The sequence below is a fragment of the Mesorhizobium sp. ISC11 genome, assembly GCF_037162595.1.
GTDB classification, from domain to species: Bacteria; Pseudomonadota; Alphaproteobacteria; order Rhizobiales; family Rhizobiaceae; genus Mesorhizobium; species Mesorhizobium ciceri.
On sequence record NZ_JAVSPW010000001.1, the window covers coordinates 6,119,456 to 6,142,730 of the forward strand.

General features: G+C 63.3%; 15 protein-coding genes. 4 read left to right on the forward strand and 11 right to left on the reverse strand.

From position 1 onward, the window contains the following. Window positions 1-492 precede the first annotated feature (492 nt). Window positions 493-5,229, forward strand: coding sequence for a glutamate synthase large subunit (gene gltB, locus RPF88_RS29635; RefSeq protein WP_337123701.1), 4,737 nt, complete (start codon window positions 493-495; stop codon window positions 5,227-5,229). Between the two features lie 141 nt (window positions 5,230-5,370). Next, complete coding sequence (locus RPF88_RS29640) at window positions 5,371-6,825, forward strand: glutamate synthase subunit beta (RefSeq protein WP_275954474.1); 1,455 nt, start codon at window positions 5,371-5,373, stop codon at window positions 6,823-6,825. Window positions 6,826-6,852: 27 nt separating this feature from the next. Here the strand turns inward: RPF88_RS29640 and RPF88_RS29645 are convergent, their stop codons facing one another. Both RPF88_RS29645 and RPF88_RS29650 read right to left on the reverse strand, forming a co-directional pair. Next, a complete protein-coding gene (locus tag RPF88_RS29645) occupies window positions 6,853-8,067 on the reverse strand; it encodes an SGNH/GDSL hydrolase family protein (protein WP_337123702.1) in 1,215 nt (404 codons plus the stop codon). Between the two features lie 128 nt (window positions 8,068-8,195). Further along, window positions 8,196-9,416, reverse strand: coding sequence for a lytic murein transglycosylase (locus RPF88_RS29650; protein ID WP_337123703.1), 1,221 nt, complete (start codon window positions 9,414-9,416; stop codon window positions 8,196-8,198). A 209-nt stretch (window positions 9,417-9,625) separates the two neighbouring features. Between RPF88_RS29650 and galU the strand changes: the two genes are divergently transcribed. After that, window positions 9,626-10,531: a UTP--glucose-1-phosphate uridylyltransferase GalU gene (gene galU, locus RPF88_RS29655; protein ID WP_013529722.1), complete on the forward strand. Its 906-nt coding sequence runs from the start codon at window positions 9,626-9,628 to the stop codon at window positions 10,529-10,531. A 40-nt stretch (window positions 10,532-10,571) separates the two neighbouring features. Here the strand turns inward: galU and RPF88_RS29660 are convergent, their stop codons facing one another. Further along, window positions 10,572-12,362 (reverse strand): outer membrane beta-barrel protein, encoded by a 1,791-nt coding sequence (locus RPF88_RS29660; protein WP_337123704.1) that lies wholly within the window; start codon window positions 12,360-12,362, stop codon window positions 10,572-10,574. Between the two features lie 237 nt (window positions 12,363-12,599). Here RPF88_RS29660 and RPF88_RS29665 point away from each other — a divergent pair, with 237 nt between their 5' ends. Continuing rightward, the gene (locus RPF88_RS29665; protein ID WP_024502733.1) at window positions 12,600-13,601 is read left to right on the forward strand and encodes a KpsF/GutQ family sugar-phosphate isomerase; all 1,002 of its coding nucleotides are present in this window, start codon (window positions 12,600-12,602) and stop codon (window positions 13,599-13,601) included. A 166-nt stretch (window positions 13,602-13,767) separates the two neighbouring features. Here RPF88_RS29665 and RPF88_RS29670 read toward each other — a convergent pair whose 3' ends face one another. The 8 genes from RPF88_RS29670 to RPF88_RS29705 all read right to left on the reverse strand — a co-directional run bounded on the left by RPF88_RS29670 (window position 13,768) and on the right by RPF88_RS29705 (window position 23,272). Continuing rightward, a complete protein-coding gene (locus RPF88_RS29670) occupies window positions 13,768-14,232 on the reverse strand; it encodes an NfeD family protein (protein ID WP_013529725.1) in 465 nt (154 codons plus the stop codon). Window positions 14,233-14,243: 11 nt separating this feature from the next. Next, complete coding sequence (locus RPF88_RS29675) at window positions 14,244-15,194, reverse strand: SPFH domain-containing protein (protein ID WP_013529726.1); 951 nt, start codon at window positions 15,192-15,194, stop codon at window positions 14,244-14,246. A gap of 119 nt (window positions 15,195-15,313) precedes the next feature. Beyond that, complete coding sequence (locus RPF88_RS29680) at window positions 15,314-16,525, reverse strand: NAD(P)/FAD-dependent oxidoreductase (protein ID WP_337123705.1); 1,212 nt, start codon at window positions 16,523-16,525, stop codon at window positions 15,314-15,316. Between the two features lie 155 nt (window positions 16,526-16,680). Then, window positions 16,681-17,745, reverse strand: a complete 1,065-nt coding sequence (hemH, locus tag RPF88_RS29685) for a ferrochelatase (RefSeq protein ID WP_027161401.1) — start codon at window positions 17,743-17,745, stop codon at window positions 16,681-16,683. A gap of 235 nt (window positions 17,746-17,980) precedes the next feature. Next, window positions 17,981-20,011 carry a 5'-nucleotidase C-terminal domain-containing protein gene (locus RPF88_RS29690; protein WP_337123708.1) on the reverse strand — a complete coding sequence of 677 codons (2,031 nt, stop codon included), beginning with the start codon at window positions 20,009-20,011 and terminating at the stop codon, window positions 17,981-17,983. Between the two features lie 187 nt (window positions 20,012-20,198). Next, window positions 20,199-20,576, reverse strand: coding sequence for a hypothetical protein (locus RPF88_RS29695; protein WP_013529730.1), 378 nt, complete (start codon window positions 20,574-20,576; stop codon window positions 20,199-20,201). 184 nt (window positions 20,577-20,760) lie between these two features. Continuing rightward, on the reverse strand, window positions 20,761-22,206 hold the full coding sequence (locus tag RPF88_RS29700; RefSeq protein ID WP_013529731.1) for a homospermidine synthase: 1,446 nt from the start codon (window positions 22,204-22,206) through the stop codon (window positions 20,761-20,763). Between the two features lie 130 nt (window positions 22,207-22,336). Beyond that, window positions 22,337-23,272 (reverse strand): heme-dependent oxidative N-demethylase family protein, encoded by a 936-nt coding sequence (locus RPF88_RS29705; protein WP_337123711.1) that lies wholly within the window; start codon window positions 23,270-23,272, stop codon window positions 22,337-22,339. Window positions 23,273-23,275 lie beyond the last annotated feature (3 nt).

The following is a 23,275-nucleotide window of genomic DNA, read 5'->3' on the forward strand; positions in this document are numbered from 1 at the left end:
GCATCTGCCTATGTCTTGGGAGAACGGGGGGTTGGGGAAAATCAGACTGAAGTTGACCGGTTTCGCGTGCTGATCGCAAGGGCCAGGCGCCGGAAAAACAGTAAAGCCAGCCAACGGGCAAAGCCCAGGCCGGCGACTGAAGCTTACGTTTTTCCCCAGCTTCACGACATTTTCTGTCGCGAATGCCCCAAGTTTTTTGCAAATCGGTCTTGTGTGCGTCCGGGATTTCTGCCATAAAAATTTAGGACAGTAGTGCTGTCTTATTTTGTCGCACAAAACGAGCTGGATTGGCGTATCATTTGGGCCTCTCCGGCTGTTGCCGCGAGCGACAGGTGGACAGCCAGACTCTGGCCTGTACGATTACCGGATGCGATCCATGCGGAAAGCCGCCTGGTTCGACAGGATTTCGCAAGACGTGCCACAAGGATCAGGGTGAGCCAAGCGCTTGCCGAGGCAAACCAGCGCCTGAATGGCTGGGAAGGAGGACAGGAGATGACGGACATGACGCACTCTGCGACGAACGGCCAGGCCGCGCAGACGAAAGCGGCAACCGTCAAAACCGCCTTGCGATCCAATATTGGCCGAAGCGCCAACGGATTTTCCGCCCAGGGCCTCTACGATCCGCGCAACGAGCATGACGCCTGCGGCGTCGGCTTCATCGTCAACATGAAGGGCGTGAAGTCGCATCAGATCGTCGAGGACGGGCTGGCTGTGCTCGAAAACCTGACGCATCGCGGCGCCGTCGGCGCCGATCCGCTGGTCGGCGATGGCGCCGGCGTGCTGGTGCAGCTTCCCGACCAGTTCTTCCGTGAGGAGATGGCAGCCCAGGGCATCGAGCTGCCGCCGGCGGGCCAGTACGGCGTCGGACACTGGTTCATGCCGCAGGACGCGGCCCTTCGCGCCCATATCGAGGACATCATTGCCGAATCGGCGCAATCCGAGGGACTTCCGCTCATCGGTTTCCGTGACGTGCCCGTCGACAATTCGTCGCTGTCGAAGGCGCCCGACATCGTGGCATCCGAGCCGTTCCATCGGCAGATCTTCATCGGCCGCACGCCAGACATTACCGATGACGAGGAATACGAGGCCAGGCTCTATCTGCTGCGCAAGGTCATCTCGGGCCGCATCTATGCCGAGAACGACAACAAGGACATCGGCGCCTATTGCGTGTCGCTGTCGGCGCGCACCATCGTCTACAAGGGCATGTTCCTGGCTTATCAGGTCGGGGCCTACTACAAGGACCTCAAGGACCCGCGCTTCGAAACCGCGCTGATCCTCGTCCACCAGCGCTTCTCGACCAACACGTTCCCGTCATGGAAGCTGGCGCATCCCTACCGCATGGTCGCCCACAATGGCGAGATCAACACCGTGCGCGGCAACAACAACTGGATGGCTGCGCGCCAGGCGTCGGTCGATTCCGAACTGTTCGGCAACAACATCTCGAAGCTGTGGCCGATTTCCTATGACGGCCAATCCGACACCGCCTGCTTCGACAATGCGCTCGAGTTCCTGTTCCAGGGCGGGTACAGGCTCAGCCATGCCATGATGATGCTGATCCCGGAAGCCTGGGCCGGCAACAAGCTCATGGATGCCGATCGCAAGGCCTTCTACGAATACCATGCGGCACTGATGGAGCCGTGGGACGGACCGGCGGCGGTGGTCTTCACCGATGGCCGCCAGATCGGCGCCACGCTCGACCGCAATGGCTTGCGCCCGGCACGCTACATCGTCACCGACGATGACCGCGTCATCATGGCCTCGGAAGCCGGCGTGCTGCCGGTGCCGGAGGAGAAGATCGTCAAGAAGTGGCGGCTGCAGCCCGGCCGCATGCTTCTGATCGACCTGGAGAAGGGGCGCATCGTCTCCGACGAGGAGCTCAAGTCGGAGATCGCGACCAAGCATCCCTACAAGACCTGGCTCGCCAACACGCAGTTGATCCTCGAAGATCTGAAGCCGGTCGAACCGCGCGCGTTGCGCAAGGATGTCAGCCTGCTCGATCGCCAGCAGGCATTCGGCTACAGCCAGGAGGACACCAAGCTGTTGATGTCGCCTATGGCGACGACAGGCCAGGAAGCGGTAGGCTCGATGGGCACCGACACGCCGATCTCGGCGATGTCGGACAAGTCGAAGCTGCTCTACACCTATTTCAAGCAGAACTTCGCCCAGGTCACCAACCCGCCGATCGACCCGATCCGCGAGGAGCTGGTGATGAGCCTGGTGTCGTTCATCGGGCCGCGGCCCAACATCTTCGACCTTGTCGGCAATTCGCGCCGCAAGCGGCTCGAAGTGCGCCAGCCGATCCTGACCAATGGCGATCTCGAGAAGATCCGCTCCATCGGCCACACCGAGGACCGTTTCGACACCAAGACGATCGACATCACCTATGGCTCCGCCGAAGGCGCCGCGGGCATGCAGGGCGCCATCGATCGGTTGTGCGAGCGGGCGGAGGCGGCGGTTGCCGGCGGCTACAACATCATCATCCTGTCCGACCGCCAGGTCGGGCCCGACCGCATCGCCATCCCGGCGCTGCTGGCGACGGCGGCGGTCCATCATCACCTGATCCGCAAGGGGCTGCGCACCTCGGTCGGCCTCGTCGTCGAATCCGGCGAGCCGCGCGAAGTGCATCATTTCTGCTGCCTCGCCGGCTATGGCGCCGAGGCGATCAATCCCTACCTCGCCTTCGACACGCTGCTCGACATGCACAAGCGCGGCGAACTGCCGAAGGAAGTGGACGCCTACGAAGTCGTCTCGCGCTACATCAAGTCGATCGGCAAGGGCATCCTCAAGGTGATGTCCAAGATGGGCATCTCGACCTACCAGTCCTATTGCGGCGCGCAGATTTTCGACGCCATCGGCCTGAAGACCGATTTCGTGCAGCAATACTTCACCGGCACCGCGACGCTGATCGAAGGCGTCGGCCTGGACGAGATCGCGGCCGAGACGCTCAGCCGCCACAATGACGGTTTCGGCAACGACCCCGTGCTGCGCAACAGCCTCGAGGTCGGCGGCGAATACATGTTCCGCATGCGCGGCGAGGCGCATATCTGGTCGCCCGATGCTGTCGCCACCTTGCAGCACGCCGTGCGCCAGGGATCGTGGGAAACCTTCAAGGACTATTCCGCCCAGATCGACAGCGAGACGGCCCGCGCCCAGACCATTCGCGGCCTGTTCAAGCTCAAGCTGGCCGGGGAAACCGGCCGCAAGAAGGTGGCGCTCGACGACGTCATGCCGGCGGCCGACATCGTCAAGCGGTTCTCGACCGGGGCGATGTCGTTCGGCTCGATCTCGCGCGAAGCGCACACGACGCTGGCGCGCGCGATGAACCAGATCGGCGGCAAGTCGAACACCGGCGAGGGCGGCGAAGAGGCCGACCGCTATCTGCCGCTGCCGGGCGGCGGCAAGAACCCGGAACGCTCGGCGATCAAGCAGATCGCCTCGGGACGTTTCGGCGTCACGGCCGAATACCTCGTCAACTCCGACATGATGCAGATCAAGGTGGCGCAGGGTGCCAAGCCCGGCGAGGGCGGTCAGCTGCCCGGCCACAAGGTCGACGCCACTATCGCCAAGGTCCGGCATTCGACGCCGGGCGTCGGCCTGATCTCGCCGCCGCCGCATCACGACATCTATTCGATCGAGGATCTGGCACAGCTGATCTACGACCTGAAGAACGTCAATCCGGCAGCCGACGTGTCGGTCAAGCTGGTGTCGGAAGTCGGCGTCGGCACGGTCGCGGCGGGCGTCGCCAAGGCGCGCGCCGACCACATCACAATTTCGGGCTATGACGGCGGCACCGGTGCCTCGCCGTTGACCTCGCTCAAGCATGCCGGCAGCCCGTGGGAAATGGGCCTTGCCGAGACACACCAGACGCTGGTGCTGAACGGCTTGCGGTCGCGCGTTGCGCTGCAGGTCGATGGTGGCTTGCGCACAGGGCGCGACGTCATCATCGGCGCGCTGCTCGGCGCCGACGAGTTCGGCTTCTCGACCGCACCGCTGATCGCGGCCGGCTGCATCATGATGCGCAAATGCCATCTCAACACCTGTCCGGTCGGCGTCGCGACGCAGGATCCGGTGCTGCGCAAGCGCTTCAAGGGCACGCCCGAGCATGTCATCAACTTCTTCTTCTACGTCGCGGAAGAGGTGAGGGAGCTGCTCGCCGAGATGGGCTACACCCATCTCGACCAGATCATCGGCGACACCGATCTTCTGGAAAAGCGCGACCTGATCGTGCACTGGAAGGCGCGCGGGCTCGATTTCTCGAAGATGTTCTTCAAGCCGGATGCGCCGCATGAAGCGGTGCACTGGACCGAGCGGCAGAAGCACCCGATCGACGACGTGCTCGACCGCAAGCTGATCGAACTGGCCAAGCCGGCGCTCGAGAGCAAGCTGCCGGTCAAGATCGAGGTCGATATCCGCAATGTCGACCGCTCCGCGGGTGCCATGCTGTCGGGCGAAGTGGCCAAGCGCTTCAAGCACAAGGGCCTGCGCGAGGATACGATCCAGGTGAAGCTGACCGGCACTGCCGGCCAGTCCTTTGGCGCCTTCCTGGCGCGCGGCATCTCGTTCGAGCTTGTCGGCGCCGGCAACGACTATGTCGGCAAGGGCCTGTCGGGCGGACGTATCGTCATTCGGCCGCCGGAAGAGGCCAAGATCGTCGCGGCTGAATCCATCATCGTCGGCAACACGGTGCTCTATGGCGCAACCGAGGGCGAGGCCTATTTCGCCGGCGTCGCCGGCGAGCGTTTCGCCGTGCGCAATTCGGGCGTCGCCGCCGTCGTCGAAGGCGTCGGCGATCATGGCTGCGAGTACATGACTGGCGGCATCGTCGTCGTCATCGGCAAGACCGGCCGCAACTTCGCCGCCGGCATGTCTGGCGGCGTCGCCTACGTGCTCGACGAGGCGGGCGATTTCGCCGAGCGCTGCAACATGGCGATGGTCGAGCTGGAGCCGGTTCCGGAAGAAGACGATCTGATGGAAAGGCTGCTGCACCATGGCGGCGACCTCGACCACAAGGGCCGCGTCGACGTCTCCGGCGACATGACCAGCCATGACGAGGAGCGGCTCTACCAGCTGATCTCGAACCATGTGCACTACACCGGGTCGGTACGTGGTCGCGAGATTCTCGACGACTGGGCGACGTTCCGGCCGAAGTTCCGCAAGATCATGCCGGTCGAATACCGCCGCGCCCTGATCGAGATGGAACGCATGCGCATGGGCGTTGCGGCGGAATAGGCTTTGCAATGGCCGGGGAGCCCAGGCTTCCCGGCCCATCTTCATCGACAGTTTGACCTCCGGCGCAAGGTTGCCATGGCTGCCTCAAGGGGTTAACGGGTGCGGCGAAAACCGCACCATCTGGACAGCAGGAACTGGACTATGGGCAAGGTAACAGGCTTTCTCGAAATCGACCGGCAGGTGCACAAGTACCAGCCGGCCTCAGACCGCATCCGGCATTTCCGCGAGTTCACGCTGCCGATGTCTGACAAGGAGGTCGAGAAACAGGCCGCGCGCTGCATGGATTGCGGCATTCCGTTCTGCCACGGGCCGACCGGCTGCCCGATCCACAACCAGATTCCAGACTGGAACGACCTCGTCTACAATGGCGACTGGGACAACGCGATCCGCAACCTGCATTCGACCAACAATTTCCCGGAGTTCACCGGCCGCATCTGCCCGGCGCCTTGCGAGGAAGCCTGCACGCTGAACCTCGAGGACATTCCCGTCGCCATCAAGACGGTCGAGCAGGCGATTGCCGACAAGGCCTATGAAACCGGCCATATCAGGCCCTATCCGCCGGAGAAGAAGACCGGCAAGCGGGTCGCCGTCATCGGCTCCGGCCCGGCCGGCATGGCGGCTGCCCAGCAGCTTGGCCGCGCCGGCCACGACGTCCATGTCTACGAGCGCGAAAGCCGGCCCGGCGGGCTGATGCGCTACGGTATTCCCGACTTCAAGATCGAGAAGCACTATATCGACCGGCGCATCGAGCAGATGCAGGGCGAGGGCGTGACCTTCCATTGCGGCGTCAATGTCGGGGTCGACAAGCCGGTCGCCGAACTGCTCGCCGAACATGATGCCGTGCTCTATTGCGGCGGTTCCGAAACGCCGCGCGCGGCCGGTATTCCCGGCGACGATCTCGGCGGCGTGCATGACGCGATGCCCTATCTGGTGCAGCAGAACAGGCGGGTCGGCGGCGAACCGATCCAGTCGGTGGCGTGGCCGTCGCATCCCATCATCGCCGGCGGCCAGCATGTCGTCGTCGTCGGCGGCGGCGATACCGCGTCCGACTGCGTCGGCACGGCCTTCCGCCAGGGCGCGGTGCGCGTCACACAGCTCGACATCCGCCCACAGCCGCCGGAGAAGGAAGACAAGCTTTCGGTCTGGCCCTACTGGGCGACGAAGATGCGCACCTCGTCCTCGCAGGCCGAAGGCGCCGAGCGCGAATTCCAGGTGGCGACGCTCGAATTCATCGGCGAAGAAGGCCAGCTGACCGGCGTCAAGTGCTGCGAGGTCGACGACAAGCGCAAGCCGATCGCCGGTACCGAATTCGTCATTCGTGCCGATCTCGCTTTCATCGCCATCGGCTTTGCCGGGCCGGCCGCGGCCGGTGTGGCAAAGGAATTGGAGGGTGAGATGAAGATCTCCACCGACAGCCGCCGCTCGCGCAATGTCGAGGCCAATGACCGCGACTACAAGACCAGCGTCGACAGGCTCTATGCGGCCGGCGACGTGCGTCGTGGCCAGTCGCTGGTCGTCTGGGCGATCCGCGAAGGCCGCCAGGCGGCGCGTTCGATCGACGAGGCGTTGATGGGGTCGAGCGTTCTCCCGCGCTGAGCCCGGCCTCAGAGCCGCGCTGCGAGACTAACGATTGATCGCGGTCGTGGTGTCGGTCGCGGCTGCGGCCTTCGGCGGCCAGGAGAAATCGTCGGCGCGGCCGGGCGATGCAATCGGTGCCTTGCCCTCGACCACAAGCTTTTCACCGGGCAGGTCCGGATTGGCCTTTGCCGGCGGTGCCGCGCCAAGCAGCTCCGAGCCGCCGTCGAGTGCCGGATCGCTGAGCAGCATCGGCGCAGTGCGGTCGATGACGATGGGGGGCGCGGCCGGCGCCGGCGTCTCGACAGGGGCGCCCGCCGGAGCGGACGGTGTAATCATGCTTCCCGGCGCGGTCAGGCCGAGGATCTTCAGCAGCGGTTTTTCGGTGTAGAAGGCGAGCTTGCGCTTGCCCGCCTTCGAGATATTGATGCCGTCATCGGCGCGCAGCCGCACCGGCTGGCCGTTGATGTCGGGGCCGCTGGTGACGAAGGCGCCGTTCTCGTCGACAAAGCCGTCCCAGATATCGACGAATTCGCCGCCATGGCTTTCTGCGGCCTGATGGTAGATGTCGTTGAAGGCAAGCATATCCGAGGTCATCTTCGGCACCCGGAACGCCGGCATGCCGACCCAAAGGAAGGGGACCTTGGCCGCGGCGATGGCTTTGCCCAGCGCGTCGGTCCTGCGTTCATATTCCTTGGTCCAGTTCTCGGAGCGTGGCTGTTCGCGCACGTCGCCCACCTTCATCGACTGGCGGTCGTTGGAACCCAGCATGACGATCACGGCGGCGGGTTTTTCGGTCTCGATCAGCGATTTGATCTGTTCGGGCCAGTTGTAGAAATCATCGCGCACGAAGCCGGACGAGCCATTGCTGCGAACGACGATCCTGACGCCGGCATTCTCTGCGAAAGCGGTGTCGAGGCCTTCGGCGAGGCCGGCCGCCATGAAGTCGCCGACCACCAGGACGGTGCGGGCGTCCGGCGCCTTGTCGACCACCGGGATTTCCGGTTCCGCGGGCGGGCGCGGGGCGCGGGGTTTTTTCGCCTTGGGCCTGGGCCTCGGCTTCTGGATATCCAGGGGCGGCTCAATGCGCTCGCTGCGGCGCGGAAACAAAAGGTCGCGCAACGACCAGCCGCGGTTTTGCTGCTCCTGCGCCATGGCCGGCGCATGAAAGGCGCCAGCCAGGCCGACGGCAAGCACGACCACGGCCAGGACGAGCACCGGCATGCGACGAACAAGCCCTGCGATGCGCGCAGCCGAAGCCAATCGTTTCCTCCGTCCCTTGGCGCAGTCCTGCCGAAAAACCGCATCGGTTTCTCGGCAAATGCCGCGCCAACCAGATTGCTACGGTGTCCTTTGCGCGCCCGGAAGGCCGCGCGGCACCGCAGGCGGCTCTATTTCTGCCGGAGCCACTTCAGCACTTCCATGCTCGGATAGCCGTCCTGGGTCAAGCCGGCCTTGGCCTGGAAGGCCATGATGGCAGTCTTCGAGCCGTCGCCGATCTTGCCGTCGAACTTGCCGTCGTAAAGGCCATGCTGGGAAAGCCGCTTCTGCAGCTCCTGTCTTTCCTCGAAAGTAAGCTTGGTGAAAGGCCGCTTCCAGTCCTGCACCAGACCGCTCGAGCCGGCGATTTCGTCGGCAAGAAGGCCGACGGCCAGCGCATATTTGTCGGCGTTGTTGTAGGCCTTGATGACCGTGAAATTCTTGATCATCAGGAAGGCTGGCCCGCTGCGGCCGTCCGGCACCTTCAGCGTCGCCTTGTCGGAGCCGTTCTTGAACGGCTTGCCGTTGGCCCTGACGACGCCGAGCGCCTGCCACTGCGACAGTGTCTTGGAACCGCCGGGAAGTTTTCCGGCTGGCAAGGCGACCTCATAGCCCCAGGTCTTGCCGGCTTGCCAGCCATTCTTCTTCAACAAATTGGCTGATGTCGCCAGCGCATCGGGGATCGAATTCCAGATGTCTCGCTTGCCATTGCCGTCCATGTCCACGGCATAGTGCAGATAGCTGGTCGGGATGAACTGGGTGTGGCCCATGGCGCCGGCCCAGGATCCGCTCAGATGGCTTTCGTCGATGTCGCCGGTCTGCAGGATCTTCAGCGCGGCGATCAGCTGTGTGCGGGCGAATTTCGCCCGCTTCGGATCGGCGTAGGCCAAGGTCGCCAGCGAGCGCACGACGTTGCGCATGATGTCGTCGCGCTTGAGGATCTCGCCATAATTCGATTCCATCGACCAGATGGCCAGCAGGATGTAGCGGTCGACGCCGAACTTGGCCTCGATCCGATCCAGCCACGGCTTCCATTTCCTGGCCATCTGCTGGCCGACGGCGACGGACTGATCATGGACGCGGTTGTCGAAATAGTCCCAGGCAGGGGCCGTGAATTCAGGCTGCGTGCGCGCCTTTTCCAGCACCACGGGATCGATATCCCTGATGTTCCTGAAGGCCTGGTCGTAGAGGGCGCCGGAAACGCCGCTCTGCACGGCGGTGGCGCGGAAGCCGGCGACCCATTGCCGGAAGCCGGCATCGGCGAAAGCGGGGCCAGGCATCAGCAGAGCGAGCGATAGGCTGGCTGCCGCCATGACGCTGGTAAAAATTTTTGCGGCATTGCGAACGGACATCTTTTCCTCCTTCTCTGTCTCAGGAAAGACCATTCATCGCCGAACCAGGTTAGGAATTAGTTTACCATAGGTGCCACCGGGAACGAAAAGACGCTTCGAAGCTTTACCGGTGGACGTTCCCCTCAGTTTCCCAGTAATCCCCAATTCCGGCGTGAAAATGTCTTGAAACGGGGATTGCGGAGCTGGCCCTCAAACGGATAATTGAAAGCATGAAGAGAGTTCGCAAGGCAGTCTTCCCGGTCGCCGGTCTCGGCACACGGTTTCTTCCGGCCACCAAGGCTGTCCCCAAGGAAATGCTGACCGTCGTCGACCGGCCGGTGATCCAGTATGTGGTGGATGAGGCGCGCGAGGCCGGCATCGAGCATTTCATCTTCGTCACCGGTCGCAACAAGGCCGTCATCGAGGATCATTTCGACATCCAGTTCGAACTCTATGACACGCTGGCCCAGCGCGGCAAGGACGACCAGCTCGCCCGCCTGCAGCGGCTGCAGCCGGCGCCGGGGCAGACCAGTTTCACACGCCAGCAGGTGCCGATGGGACTTGGCCACGCCGTCTGGTGCGCCCGCGAGCTCGTCGGCGACGAGCCCTTCGCGCTTTTGTTGCCTGACATGATCATGCAGTCGGAGAAGAGCTGCACGAAGGCAATGGTCGAGCTCTACGAGGAGACCGGCAACAACATCATCGCGGTGCAGGAATGCGATCCCGCCGAAACCCACAAATACGGCATCGTCGGCCGCGGCGAGGACACGCATCACGGCTTCCGTATCACCGAGATGGTGGAAAAGCCGAAGGCCGGCACCGCGCCGTCCAACCTGTACATCAACGGCCGCTACATCCTGCAGCCGGAGATCTTCAAGATCCTAGAAGGTCAGGAAAAAGGCGCCGGCAACGAGATCCAGCTCACCGACGCCATGCTGAAGCTGGAAAAGCAGCAGCCTTTCTACGGCTACCACTATCGAGGCCGCACGTTCGACTGCGGATCGCCGGAGGGTTTTGTCGAGGCCAATGTCGCCTTCGCGCTGTGGCGCAGCGACATGAACGAGAACATGGCGGGCGTCATCCGCACGCTTCTCGACGAGCTGAAGCCGTCAGAGCGCCGTGGCGCTGCGTTTTAAAACATCCTAGCGAGCGGCCGGATGTCGTTGGTGCGGCCGTTCAGCGCTGCACCTTGACGCCGAGGAAGATGCTGTTGGCGGTGTAGTCCCGGCCCGGCAGGTTGCTGGTCAGTTTCTCGCTCCTCACTCTTGTGGTCAGGCCGGCGTAGCGGTTCAGCCACCAGGTCAGGCCGGCCTCGGCGCTCAACACCCTGTCATGGCCGTCGATGCCGATGTAATCACGCCAGTCGAGACCCAGAGCCGCGTTGGCGGTGAGGTTGGCGCGAATCTGGCGTTCGCCTGTCAGGCGACCGGAATAGAGGATATCGCCGCTCTCGCCCGATGTGGTCGTGGGCTCGACGGTGGTCCGCCCGGTCAGGCCGATTATGGTGCCGCGCTCGGGTGACCATTTGAGGTCGGCGTTGACGGTGGCACCCGAGATCGCATCAAGGTTTTTGTCGTCGATCGCTTCCCTGAGCCAGCCGGCCGAGAATTCGCCCGACAGCTTCTCACCCATGTCGAGTGCAAGGCCGGCGCGGGCGCCGAGCCGCGTCGACGAGCGCTCGAAGCCTTCATTGTCGATGCGTTGATCATAGGTCCGGCGGCCGACCTCGATTTCGGTGAAGGGGGTCAGGGCGGGGGAGATCTCGTAGCCGGTGCGCAACGTCGCCGTGTAGAGCGTCGAGTCCTGATCCTTCTGCGACAGCGAGGTGCCGTCCGAGAGCTTGGCGTCGCCGTAGAAGTCGTGCGAGACCGCGCCGGTCAAGGTGTACTGCATCTTGCCGAGATGCTTTTCGACGGCCAGGCTGCCATCGATGGTCTGCCGCAGCGGCTGCTTGCTGACGCCTGCAATGGCATCAGGCGATGATGCCGATTCCGGCACGGCCTCGTAGCCGAGCTTGGCGATGGCGCGCAATTCATTGTCGAGATCGACATTGAGCTGGCCTTCGATGCGGCCTTGCTCGTCGTGAACCGGGTAACCCGAGACGGTCTCGCGAAAAAGGCCATAGCCGTCGATCGTAGCGGAGTTCTCGCGCCAGTCGGAGGCGGCGGAAAAGCGCAGCGCCGTCTCGGACAGCAGCGCCGACTTGCCTGCACTGCTCGAATCGCCGTTCGAGGTGGCGGTCAGGCCCTGTTCGATCGTCGGCCGGATGACGAAGGAGCCCCATTTGATGCCGGTGGCGGCAAACGGATCATCCTCCAGCTTCTTCTTCTGGCCTTCGATGGCGTCCGTACGCTCCGCTCCTGGGTCGAGCTTCTGCCTGTCGGCGCTGTCGATGGTGAGTGCGCGGCGGTTGGCCGTGTCCGCATCGGTCTCTGCAGCATCGGTGGCGTCCGTCGTGGAGGCGGTCGTGGAAGCGGTGATGTCGGAGGTGTCGGCCGTCGATTTCTTCTTCTTTTTCGACTTGTCGGCAGCCCTGTCCTTGGCCTGGTCAGCCGCATTCTGCCTGGCGCTCGATGAGCGGCGGCGAGGCTTGGGCGGCGCCGCAGTGTTGGCGGACGTGTCGTCAGTGGCTGCCGGCGGGTCAAAGAGGCTGCCGGTCGCGGTGGCGTCGCCAGTGTCAGCGTCGTCAGGCACGGCACCGGCGCTGGCCGGCAGATAGGTGCGGGCCGGCGCATTGTCCTGCGCGGCGTTGGCCGGCTGTTGACCCTGCGCTGCCAAGGCCAGCTGTCTCGCCTTGCGCTGCTGGTCGGACAGGATCGCCGATTCCGAAACTTCGCCGCGCAGTTCGGTTTCCTGGGCATGGAGCGCCGTTGGGCGCAGCAAGGCAAACATGCTGGTTGCCAGCAGCAAGGCGCAGACCGCCTTGCCTCCACGTCCCGTCGAATTTTCTGGCTGGACCCCGGACATCGCCACCACTGCTTGCGCGGCGCACGCGCGCCATACTTACCGAACCGTAAATGGGGATGGTTAACGGAGGGTTGAGGCAGCGGCCCGTCAGCTGCCTGAAGCGCTGATTTCCAAAGGGATTCATACCGCGTGCGTTTCTCGCCTGCCGTCGTCTGAAACCACCGCACACGTTTGGGCGATATGCCTGGGGCCATTTCCGTTGGACAGCGCGCCGGCAAAGCGCTAATCGCATCAGCCATGCATGCGGGATCCCTGGATAAGAAGCCTTTGGACAGGCAAGCCTCGATCGCTTCGGCGCTGAGGACGGTGGCGACAGAACAGGCTGGTGTCGCAGCCCTCGCCGAGGCGCTGGAGAATGGGCTGGCCGCGCCTTTCGCCCAGGCGGTCGAGATGATCTCGGGGATTGAAGGCCGGCTCATCGTCACCGGCGTCGGCAAAAGCGGCCATATCGGTTCGAAGATCGCCGCGACGCTGGCCTCGACCGGCACGCCGGCTTTCTTTGTCCATCCCGCCGAAGCCAACCACGGCGATCTCGGCATGATCGCCAGGGACGACGCCATCATCGCCATGTCGTGGTCGGGCGAAAGCAAGGAACTGATGGGCATCGTCGCCTATTCCAGGCGCTTTTCCATTCCGCTGATCGCCATCACCGCCGGAGAGACATCGGCGCTGGCGCGGGCGGCGGACGTGGTGCTGCTTTTGCCGCGCGCTCCGGAGGCCTGTCCGCACGGCCTGGCGCCAACGACATCGACGCTGCTGCAACTGGTGATGGGCGACGCGCTGGCGATCGCGCTGCTCGAAGCACGCGGCTTCACGCCGGACCATTTCCGCACCTTTCACCCGGGCGGCCAGCTCGGCGCCAACCTGACGCAGATCCGCGAGATCATGCATGTCGGCGACAGGCTGCCGCTGGTGGTTGCGGGCACCGGCATGCAGGACGCGATCCTGGAACTGTCGCGCAAAGGGTTTGGCTGCGTCGCGATCACCGATGTCGACGGTGCGCTGGTCGGCATCATCACCGATGGCGACATCCGCCGTCACATCGGCAGCAATCTGCTGGCGATGACGGTGGATCAGGTGATGACAAGAGGTCCGAAGACCGCGACGCCGGACACGCTGGTGGCAACGGCGCTGCAGACGATCAACAATTCAGCCATCACCAGCCTGATGGTGGTGGAGGGCCGGAAACCAGTCGGCCTCATCCACCTGCATGATCTGCTGCGTATCGGCGCCGCCTAAGGCGCGTCGATGTTCAGGTGATGCCGGCCTGCAAACGACGGTTTCCTGCGCTTCCGGTGCTCACGTACGAAAAGTACGCTCCGCTCCGGTTCTCGGAACCCACCGTTTTCGACTCGGCCTGACCTGAATCTCAACACACCTTGTCCAAGCGGCGGGTTTCCAGAGTTCAGACCGCCTCGACGGTCAGTTCCAGATCCGTATCGGCCGCACCCGTCACGCGCACTTGCGTGCCGGCCGGCAGGTCAGGGCCGGAGACACGCCACAGTGTGTCGCCCAGCTTGATGCGGCCGCGCCCGTCACGGATCGGTTCGGCAAGTGTCGCCATCCTGCCGACCATTTGCGCGCCGCGCCGGTTGAGCAGCGGCTGATCGGTCGGGTCGTTGCGGCTGCCGACCAGCTTCTTGCCGACATACGCCGAGACCAGCGACAGCGCTAGGAAGGCGAGGACCTGGACCTGCCATGTCCAGAAGCCGGTGTCCCAGATCAGCAGCGACACAGCGCCGATGATCAGCGCGGCGATGCCGATCCACAGCATGAAGATACCCGGCGCGATGATTTCCATCACCAGCAGGACGAAACCGAGAACCATCCAGTTCCACGGGCCGAGTTCGGAAACGATGCGGTCGATCATTGGTTTCGACCTCAGTTGTCGGTTGGGCGAACGACCGGCGGGCGCGCGGCCTGCCTCTGCGAGCCGGTCGTGCCTTCGCTGCGGAAGACTTCCTTGGCGATCTCGCCAATGCCGCCGAGCGAACCGATCAGCGACGATGCCTCGAAGGGCATCAGCACGATCTTGCTGTTGGTCGCGGTGCCGATCTTGCCCAACGCTTCGGTGTATTTCTGGGCGACGAAGTAGTTCAGCGCCTGCACATCGCCTTTGGAGATCGCTTCCGACACCACCTGGGTGGCGCGGGCCTCCGCCTCGGCCGAACGCTCGCGCGCCTCGGCATCGCGGAAGGCGGCTTCCTTGCGGCCTTCGGCCTCGAGGATCTGCGACTGCTTGAGGCCTTCGGCGGCAAGGATCTGGGCGCGCTTGTTGCGTTCCGCGGTCATCTGCCGGCCCATCGATTCGATAAGGTTGGCCGGCGGGTTGATGTCCTTGATTTCGACGCGGGTGATCTTGATGCCCCACGGGTGGGCCGCTTCATCGACGACGCGCAGCAGGCGCTCGTTGATGGCGTCGCGGTTCGACAGGAGTTCATCGAGATCCATCGAACCCATGACGGTACGGATGTTGGTCATCGTCAAATTGAGGATGGCGTTCTGCAGGCCGGAAACCTGGTAGGCGGCCTGAGCGGCGTTGAGGATCTGGAAAAAGGCGATGCCGTCGACACCGACGATGGCGTTGTCGCGGGTGATGATTTCCTGGCTTGGAACGTCGAGCACCTGCTCCATCATGTTCATCTTGGCGCCGATGCGGTCGATGAACGGGTAAATGAAATTGAGACCCGGGCTCAGTGTCTTGGTGTAACGGCCAAAGCGCTCCACCGTATAGTTGTAGCCTTGCGGGATTGTCCTGATGCCTTTGATCAGCAGCACCAATACCAGAAGGGCAAGTGCACCAACCGCAATATCGAAACCACTGAAATCCATTTGGCTCTCCCTCAGGCGAAGGCCGCACAAGCCATTCTCGCGCGGCCGACTTCACCAAAGACTTAAGTGTGTTTCAGATGCGTTACAATCAGGTGATGACGGATTGTTTGCGGGTGCGATCAGCGGTTGAAGGCAAACAATCTTGCATCCGTGTCCTCCAGCCCGTTGATCGAAGCCGGGACAATCTCGGAAGCGATCTGCGAGAAGGTGATGCCGTTGCCGCCGTAGCCCATCACTGCATAGATGCGCGGGTGGCGGGGAATGGCGCCGATATAGGGCAGGCCGGTGGTTGTGGTGCCGAACGAACCGGTCCAGGCAAAATCGGGCCTGGTGTCGAGATGCGGAAATACCAGGCCGAGCTCCTCGGCGATGCGTGTGCTCTTGTCGGCGATCAGCTCGTCGCGCCGCGCTTCGTCGACAAAATCCTCGTCCTCGCCGCCGCAAATGACCCGGCCGTCGATCGTCGTGCGCATATACAGATACGGCTCCGACGCTTCCCAGATGAACGCTGCGTCCGGCCAGAGCTTTCGCGGTTGCGGGCATGTTGCGATCGCCCATGTCGAGATGATCCGGTGGGCCGCGGCCGGCACGATCTCCACAAGTTCGTAGCCGGTGGCCAGAACAACATGTCGCGCGGTTATGGTCGGGCCATCCCTGGTCGCGACGACAACAGCTTCGGCGCTATCCTCGATCACTGTCGCTTCGACGGGGGCGTAGAAGCGAGCCTTGCGCTGAAGGGATTTCAGCAGCAGCCCAGCCGTCAGCTTACGCGGGTCGAGCGCGATGTTGCCGTGGCTGAGAATGGCGCCTTCGCGGTCGATGCCGAATGTCTCCGCCAGCGGCGCCGGCGTCAGATAGGTCGCGGCGATGCCGGCTAGCCGCCGTGCCTTGGCCTCGTCGCGCAGTTCCGACGGACCAAGTATCGTGCCAGACAGATAGAGCGACGGCGCCCGGCTCAGGCCACAGTTGATGCCGAGTTCGGCGATGCGTCCGGCGAGATTGGAGACGGCGAGCCGCGAGCGCCGCCAGGCCTGCTGCGCCGAGGCTCTGCCGACCATCTTCGAGAGCGTGGAGAGAGGCTGGTCTATTTCGAATGCCACCAGTGCGGTGGTTGCGGCCGTCGAGCCCTTCAGCGGACCGCGCCGGTCGATACAGATCACCCGATGGCCATCGGCCGTCAGCGCCTCGGCCATCATGGCGCCGCTGATGCCCATGCCGACGACCAGCACATCTGCCTTGACGTCCCGGACCAGGCCGTCCGTCGGCACCGCAGGCGCGCGATAGGCTGACCAGACGGGCTGGCCAGTTCTGAGGTCGAGTTTGCGGGACATCGCATTCTCCGGCGGCGCGCCTTAACGCCCCGGAGCTTGTGTTGTTCCGGAGTTAGAGCGGCGAGCTGCTCTAACTCCCGTTGACGAAATTCCCAAGGGAAAGCGCTATTCGCTTTTCCCGGGAAAACCGTTTCACACTTTTCCTGGAATTTCTCCTAGACCCAGCCAGACAGTTCGCGCCGCACCATCGCCTCGATCACCGCCATCCCCTCCGCGCTGTCGTTGAGGCAAGGGATATGGGCGAAATTCTTGCCGCCGGCATGGTGGAAGGTTTCGGCCGCCTCGCGGCCGATCTCATCCAGCGTCTCGATGCAGTCGACGGAAAAGCCGGGATTGACGACGGCGATCGACTTGACGCCGTCCTGTGCGAGTTTCTCCACCGTCTTGTCGGTATAGGGTTGCAGCCATTCCTGCGCGCCGAAGCGCGACTGGAAGGTGATGATCAGTTTCTTGTCATCCCAGCCGAGCCGTTCGCGCAACAGCCGCGTCGTCTTCTGGCAGTGGCAATGATAGGGATCGCCCTTCTCGAAATAGGGTTTTGGAATGCCGTGATAGGAGGTGATGACCACCTCCGGCTCGAAATCCAGCGTCGCCAGATGCCGTTCGATCGAACGCGCCAGCGCCTCGATATAGACCGGCTCGTCATAGTAGGGCGGCACGCTGCGGACGGCCGGCGCGCGGCGCATCTTCATCAGCGCGCGAAACAGCTGGTCGTTGGCTGTTGCCGTGGTCGTCGCCGAATATTGCGGATAGAGCGGAAACGAAAGAATGCGATCGCAGCCCTGGTCGGCCAGACGCTGGGCAATGCTTGCAGTCGAAGGATTGCCGTAGCGCATCGCCCAGTCGACGACGACATCAGGCAGGTCGCGCAGCGCTTCGGCCAGCTTTTCGGCCTGGGCACGGGTGTAGGTGCGCAGCGGCGACTCGTTCTTTTCCCGGTTCCAGATCCGGGCGTAATTGGCGCCGGACTTCTTGGGGCGCGTGGTGAGCACAAGTCCATAGAGGATCGGATACCAGATCGCCCTGTTGAGCTCGATGACGCGCGGATCGGACAGGAATTCACGCAGATACCGCCACATCGGCTTGAAATCGGTGCCATCGGGCGTGCCCAGATTGACCAGCATGACGCCGATCTTGCCCGCCTTGACCGGCGGATGCCCAGCGGGCAACGGGCCGAGCGCTTTTGCGACCTTGGGATCGGCAGGGGTGGGAAGCGTCATAAGGGTTCTCCGGGAGACGCGAACCTAACCATCTTGCGCGCGCATTCAATGCAGCGTCTGGCCGCACCTTAAAGCGGATTGTCCGAATGGATTCAGACGGCCCGCTTTAAGTCTTTGTTTTTATGCATGTCGTTCTCCCAAAACCGAGGTCACTTTTGAGCGACATGCATTAGCCCGAAAACAGGACGCCCGTCCGGTTTTCGGACGGGCGGTGTCATTCAGGCATATAAGCGAGCTATTTCGGCGGGATGGTCAGGGTTGCGCCGACAGGAAGCCGGCGGGGTTCGTAGCCCTTGTTGGCGCCCGAAATGACCTTCCACCTGGCGCCGTCGCCATAGGCTTTCTTGGCCAAATCCCAATAGGTGTCGCCGGCAACGATGACATGGCTGGCTTCCGCTGGCGCGGCCTCAGCAGGCTTTGCCGGCTCGGCCGGTGCCGGCGCGGCTGGTTGCGCTGGCGGGGGAGGTGCTCCTTCCGTCGATATGGCCGGTGGTGTGTTGGCGATATCGCCCGAGTTGGCCGGCAATTCAGGCATTGCCGGTGCCGCTTCGGCAGGCTTGGCGGCTTCAGCCGGTGCGGGCGCCGGGGTGGCCGGGGCTGCTTCGGCTGGCTTGGCCGGATCGCTTGCCGGGGCCGCAGGCGCCGCGGCGACGGTCGCGGCTATTTCGGTGATGCGGCCGTCGAGCTTCGGCGTGTAGGGCCGGTGGGCGCCGAGATAGTCGGCAACCACCTGTTCGAGGCCGGGGCCGTAGTCGTAGGCATTCCTGGCCTTGTCGGCGAAGATCTTGTAGCCGTCGCCGCCCTGGCGAACATAGTTGTTGGTGGCGACCAGATAGTCCTTGTCCGGCTTGATCGGCGTCCATGCACCGCCTTCCAAGACCTCCACCGATTTGACCCGGCCGGCATTGGGCGCAACGGATTTGTCGAAGGAATATTTCAGGCCGGCGACCTGGGGGAAGCGCCCGGCGCCGTCCTCGACCTGACTGAGACCCCCCTCGAGGCCGGCCACCAGATCCTTGCCCGAAATCTGGAAGGTCGCCAGCGTGTTCTGGAAGGGCAGCACGGTCAGCACCTCGCCCATGGTGACGGTGCCCTTGTCGATCGAGGCGCGCAGGCCGCCGCCATTGGAGATGACGATCTCGACGCCCTGTCCCTTGACGCGGTCGAGGATGGCGTCGGAGACGAGATTGCCCATCGCGCATTCGCGGGTGCGGCAGCTCTCGCGACTGCCGTCGATGACGTCGGTGGTTTCGGCCACTTCCTTGTTCTTCAACGCCTCGATCGGCGCACCAAGCTCCTTGATGCGGGCGAGCACGGCCGGGTCGGGGGTGATCGACTTGTCGAGATAGATCGGGTCGCCGCTGGCCGATTTGACGACGCCATTGTCGTCGAACACCACCTTGAACTCGCCGAGATATTTCGAATAGGAGGCCGCCTGCACCACCGGCACCTTGTAGCCGTCCGGATTGTCGACCATCGTCGGGTAGGGGCCTTCCGCCTTCGGGTCGGTGTTCGACAGCAGGGAATGGCTGTGGCCGCCGACGACGACATCGACGCCCGGGATCTTGGCGATGACGTCGCGTTCGCGCTTGTAGCCGATATGGGTCACGGCGATGATCTTGTTGACGCCTTCGCCCTTGAGCTTCTCGACTTCGGCAGTGATCGACTTGACGTCGTCCTCGATGGCGACGTTGGGACCCGGCGAAGCGAGGTCCGGCGTGTCGTTGGTGATCGCGCCGATGATGCCGATCTTCTGGCCGCCGACCTCGACGACAACAGATGGCTTGACGCGGTCGCCGAGCTTGGATTGCGCGTTGGCCTTCACATTGGCGCCGAGCACGGGGAACTTGATCATGTCGAGGAACGGCGCCAAGGCGGCCTCGCCGTCGTCGAATTCATGGTTGCCGAGGGCCATGGCATCGAACTTCATGTCGTTGAGGAATTCGCCTTCGACCTTGCCCTTATAGGTCGTGTAGAACAGCGAGCCCTGGAAATTGTCGCCGGCGCTGAGCAGCAGCACGTTCTGGCCTTCCAGCTTCTTGCGTTCCTGGGCAATCGCGGTGATCAGCCGGCCCGCGCCGCCGATGCACTCGCCCTTGGTCTCCTCGTCCGCCGAGCAGGTCGATTCATATTTGTTGTTGCCTTCGATGCGGCTGTGCCAGTCGTTGATATGCAGGATGTTCAGCGTGTAGTCGGCAAAGGACGCGCCGGCCGACAGGCCGAGGGCTGAGGCTGACAGGGCTGCAATGGCGGCAAGCTTCTTCATCTTCGTCTCCCGGAAAGCTGATCAGAGGCCATTAGCGCTCTTGCTTGACTGGAACATAACAGCCGGCGCTTTGGCCATGTTCCCATCGCGTTCCGGATGACGCAAGCGGAATCCGGGACCCTTTGCCGGCACAAAAAAGGACGGCGGCCAACCAGCCGCCGTCCTTGGAAAACGAATGGTCGTGGGTTCAGACGCGCCTTGTCAGCACGAAATTCTGACCGCTGGAGCTCGTGCAGTTGAGCTGGCTTGTCGACACCATCAGGCAGTTGAAGCTGACCGCGGTCTGGCGGATCAGCGAGGTGCCGTTGATCTGCACCGATGTGGCGCCGGTCATCGTGTAGCTGCCGTCGGCAAGCTTCTGGCCGGTGTCGGTGGCTACCGTCGTGAAGGTGCCGCCGGTGAAGGTCGACAGGCCGGTGCCCTTGGCGTCGATCCACGAGCCCTCGACGCCTTTCGGCGCCGCTGCCATCGGCGGTTGATCGGGGCCGCTGGTCGCACAGGCGGCGAGCATCGCCGCAATGGCACCCGCCACGCTCATCGAAAGAATTTTGCGCGCAATGATCATGTGAAAATCCTCTCCTCTCGCTTCGGCCCAAAAATCGGAAATCGATTTTCGACAAGCACGAGGCGTGCATCCAAGTTTCCAGAGCGACGTGCGTCCAGATGAATACGTATCGCTATGGTCCGCATCCCTTCAATCGCCCGATTTCCGGGCGATTGCAAGGCAGTGAGGCAGGTGGGCGGTGCTGCTATCGCACAAGGATGTTGCGGAACTGCCACGGGTCGTTCCGGTCGAGGTCTTCCGGGAACAGGCCGGGACGGTTATCGAGCGGCGTCCAGTCGGTGTAGTAGCCCTTGACCGGTCCGAGATACTGGGACTGCACTTCCAGGCACCGCCTGTAGTCCATCTCGTCGGCTTCGACGATGCCGGCCTCGGGATTCTCCAGCGCCCAGACCATGCCCGAGAGCACCGCCGAGGTGACCTGCATGCCGGTGGCATTCTGGTAGGGGGCCAGCTTGCGCGCCTCGGCGAGCGACAGCTGCGAGCCGTACCAGTAGGCATTCTTGTCGTGGCCGTAGAGCAGCACGCCGAGTTCGTCGACGCCGTCGATCAACTCGTTCTCGTCGAGCACATGATGCACCGGCTGAGGCTTGCCGGCGGCGCCGAACATCTCGTCAAGCGACAGCATCGCGTCGTTGCAGGGATGATAGGCATAGTGGCAGGTCGGGCGGTAATGCACCTTGCCCTTCTTCGAACGCACGGTGAAGAAATCGGCGATAGAGATCGCCTCGTTATGCGTCACCAGCAGGCCGTATTGCGCGCCGGGCGTCGGGCACCACGAGCGCACGCGCGTGTTGGCGCCCGGCTGCTCCAGGTAGATGGCTGCCTTCGAGCCGTGCTTGTGCTTCTTGGCGTTCTTCGGCATCCATGTCTCGTGTGTGCCCCAGCCAAGTTCCGCGGGCTGCAGGCCCTCGGAGATGAAGCCTTCGACCGACCATGTGTTCCAGAACACATCCATCGGTTTCGGCTTCTTGGTGCGCTGGGTGTCGCGTTCGGCGATGTGGATGCCCTTGACGCCTGCCTTCTTCATCAGCTTGGCCCAGCCCTCGCGGTCGTCCTGCGCGGGCTCCGAGAACTCCAGGCCAAGATCGGTGGCGAGATTGACCAACGCCTGCTTGACGAACCACGAGACCATGCCTGGATTGGCGCCGCAGGTGGAGACCGCCGTGGCGCCGCCGGGCTTGTCGTGCTTTTCCTTGAGCAGCGACTCGCGCAGCGCGTAATTGGTGCGGCTGGCGTTATCGGCCTTGGCGTCGAAATAGAAGCCGAGCCACGGCTCGACGACGGTGTCGATGTAGAGCACGCCGAGCTTGCGGCAGAGCCGCATCAGGTCCACCGAGCCGGTATCAACCGACAGGTTGATGCAAAAGCCCTGGCCGCCGCCATTGGTCAGAAGCGGGGTCAGGAGCTTCTTGTAGTTCTTCTCGGTCACCGCTTCCTGGACGAAGGTGATGCCGCGCTCGTCGAGCAGCTTGCGGTCGGTGTCGCGCGGATCGATAACCGTCATGCGCGACTTGTCGAACTTGAAATGGCGTTCGATCAGCGGCAGCGTTCCCCGGCCAATCGAGCCGAAGCCGATCATCACGACAGGGCCGCTGATCTCACCGTAAACGGGCCAGTTTTCATTCGCCATTTTATCGAGCACTCCTTCAAAGCCCAGGAAACTGGGAAAACGCACACACAAAACCGGGCATCTTTGCCCGGCGGCCATGCGCTACATCACAGATCATTGTCACAAACCAGCGAAAAGCGCCAACCAGCGATCAGTCGTCATTGGCCATGTGGTTAAGGACCGTCATCAGCCGGTCGCGGTCCGATGTCAGGCCCTTGTAGTCGAGCTGGGCGAGATCGAGTGCTTCGAGCTGGGCGGCGAAAGACACCGCGAGCTTCGCCCGATCAGGGTGCCTGGCCAGCACGGCGAGCGGGTCGAGATGGATGCGGATGGTGAACAGGATATCGCGTGAAACAGGCAGTTTGCGCAGGGTTTGCCGCTCGACGCGAATGAAGGCATGGGCGTCGATGTCGCCATCGGGAAAGCGCGACGGCCGGTTGGTGGCGCGGTCGATGCGCTGCAGGTCGGAGAGCGGATGGTAGAGCGCGTTGTCGGACTGGATCGACCAGTTGTAGCGTTCGACGGCCTGCCCCTGGAGGCCATCGAACATCCGGTTGATGAGTTCCGCCGGACGCGTGCCAGGGCCGAAACCCGGCACCGGCGCGTGGATGTCCTGCAGCGGCTTGCCGAACTTTTCCAGGAGCGACCAGGAGGAGGGAAAGCAGAGCGAGCCGGCGACCAGCCGCCAGCCGCTGTCACTGCTGCGCATCAGGATCAGGTCTTCCTGGACGAGCAGTGAGGCTTTGGCCAGCGGCGCATCGGCGAGGGAAGCAGGCAGACGGCTCGCCGCGCCCGCCACCTCGACGCCTGATCCGCCGAGCCGATGGGTTTCGGGGAACCTCTCCAGGAGATGCGCAGCGAGCAAGTCGAGCACTTCCTGCTGGGCGTCGCGCGTGCCGTCCTCTTCGACGAAAATGCGCTCTGGGATTTCGGCATAGAGCCGGTGCTTTTCGGCGAGATACGGCAGCAGATGGCCGTCGACCTCGATCCAGGCCGCCGGGTCGAGCGGCTTCAGCCCGATGCTGAACAGTTTCGACGAGCCGTCATAGGGCGTGTGGGTGGGCAGCGTATGTTTTGGGGACGTCATGTC

What these genes read in the sequence shown, in the direction of transcription:
- RPF88_RS29705 (WP_337123711.1), bottom strand. Translation starts at nt 23,272, where the DNA reads ATGACGTCCCCAAAACATACGCTGCCCACCCACACGCCCTATGACGGC.
- RPF88_RS29670 (WP_013529725.1), bottom strand. Translation starts at nt 14,232, where the DNA reads ATGATCGACCGCATCGTTTCCGAACTCGGCCCGTGGAACTGGATGGTT.
- hemH (WP_027161401.1), bottom strand. Translation starts at nt 17,745, where the DNA reads ATGACGCTTCCCACCCCTGCCGATCCCAAGGTCGCAAAAGCGCTCGGC.
- RPF88_RS29690 (WP_337123708.1), bottom strand. Translation starts at nt 20,011, where the DNA reads ATGAAGAAGCTTGCCGCCATTGCAGCCCTGTCAGCCTCAGCCCTCGGC.
- RPF88_RS29680 (WP_337123705.1), bottom strand. Translation starts at nt 16,525, where the DNA reads ATGTCCCGCAAACTCGACCTCAGAACTGGCCAGCCCGTCTGGTCAGCC.
- RPF88_RS29650 (WP_337123703.1), bottom strand. Translation starts at nt 9,416, where the DNA reads ATGTCCGTTCGCAATGCCGCAAAAATTTTTACCAGCGTCATGGCGGCA.
- RPF88_RS29665 (WP_024502733.1), top strand. Translation starts at nt 12,600, where the DNA reads ATGCATGCGGGATCCCTGGATAAGAAGCCTTTGGACAGGCAAGCCTCG.
- RPF88_RS29700 (WP_013529731.1), bottom strand. Translation starts at nt 22,206, where the DNA reads ATGGCGAATGAAAACTGGCCCGTTTACGGTGAGATCAGCGGCCCTGTC.
- RPF88_RS29660 (WP_337123704.1), bottom strand. Translation starts at nt 12,362, where the DNA reads ATGTCCGGGGTCCAGCCAGAAAATTCGACGGGACGTGGAGGCAAGGCG.
- RPF88_RS29675 (WP_013529726.1), bottom strand. Translation starts at nt 15,194, where the DNA reads ATGGATTTCAGTGGTTTCGATATTGCGGTTGGTGCACTTGCCCTTCTG.
- RPF88_RS29640 (WP_275954474.1), top strand. Translation starts at nt 5,371, where the DNA reads ATGGGCAAGGTAACAGGCTTTCTCGAAATCGACCGGCAGGTGCACAAG.
- galU (WP_013529722.1), top strand. Translation starts at nt 9,626, where the DNA reads ATGAAGAGAGTTCGCAAGGCAGTCTTCCCGGTCGCCGGTCTCGGCACA.
- gltB (WP_337123701.1), top strand. Translation starts at nt 493, where the DNA reads ATGACGGACATGACGCACTCTGCGACGAACGGCCAGGCCGCGCAGACG.
- RPF88_RS29695 (WP_013529730.1), bottom strand. Translation starts at nt 20,576, where the DNA reads ATGATCATTGCGCGCAAAATTCTTTCGATGAGCGTGGCGGGTGCCATT.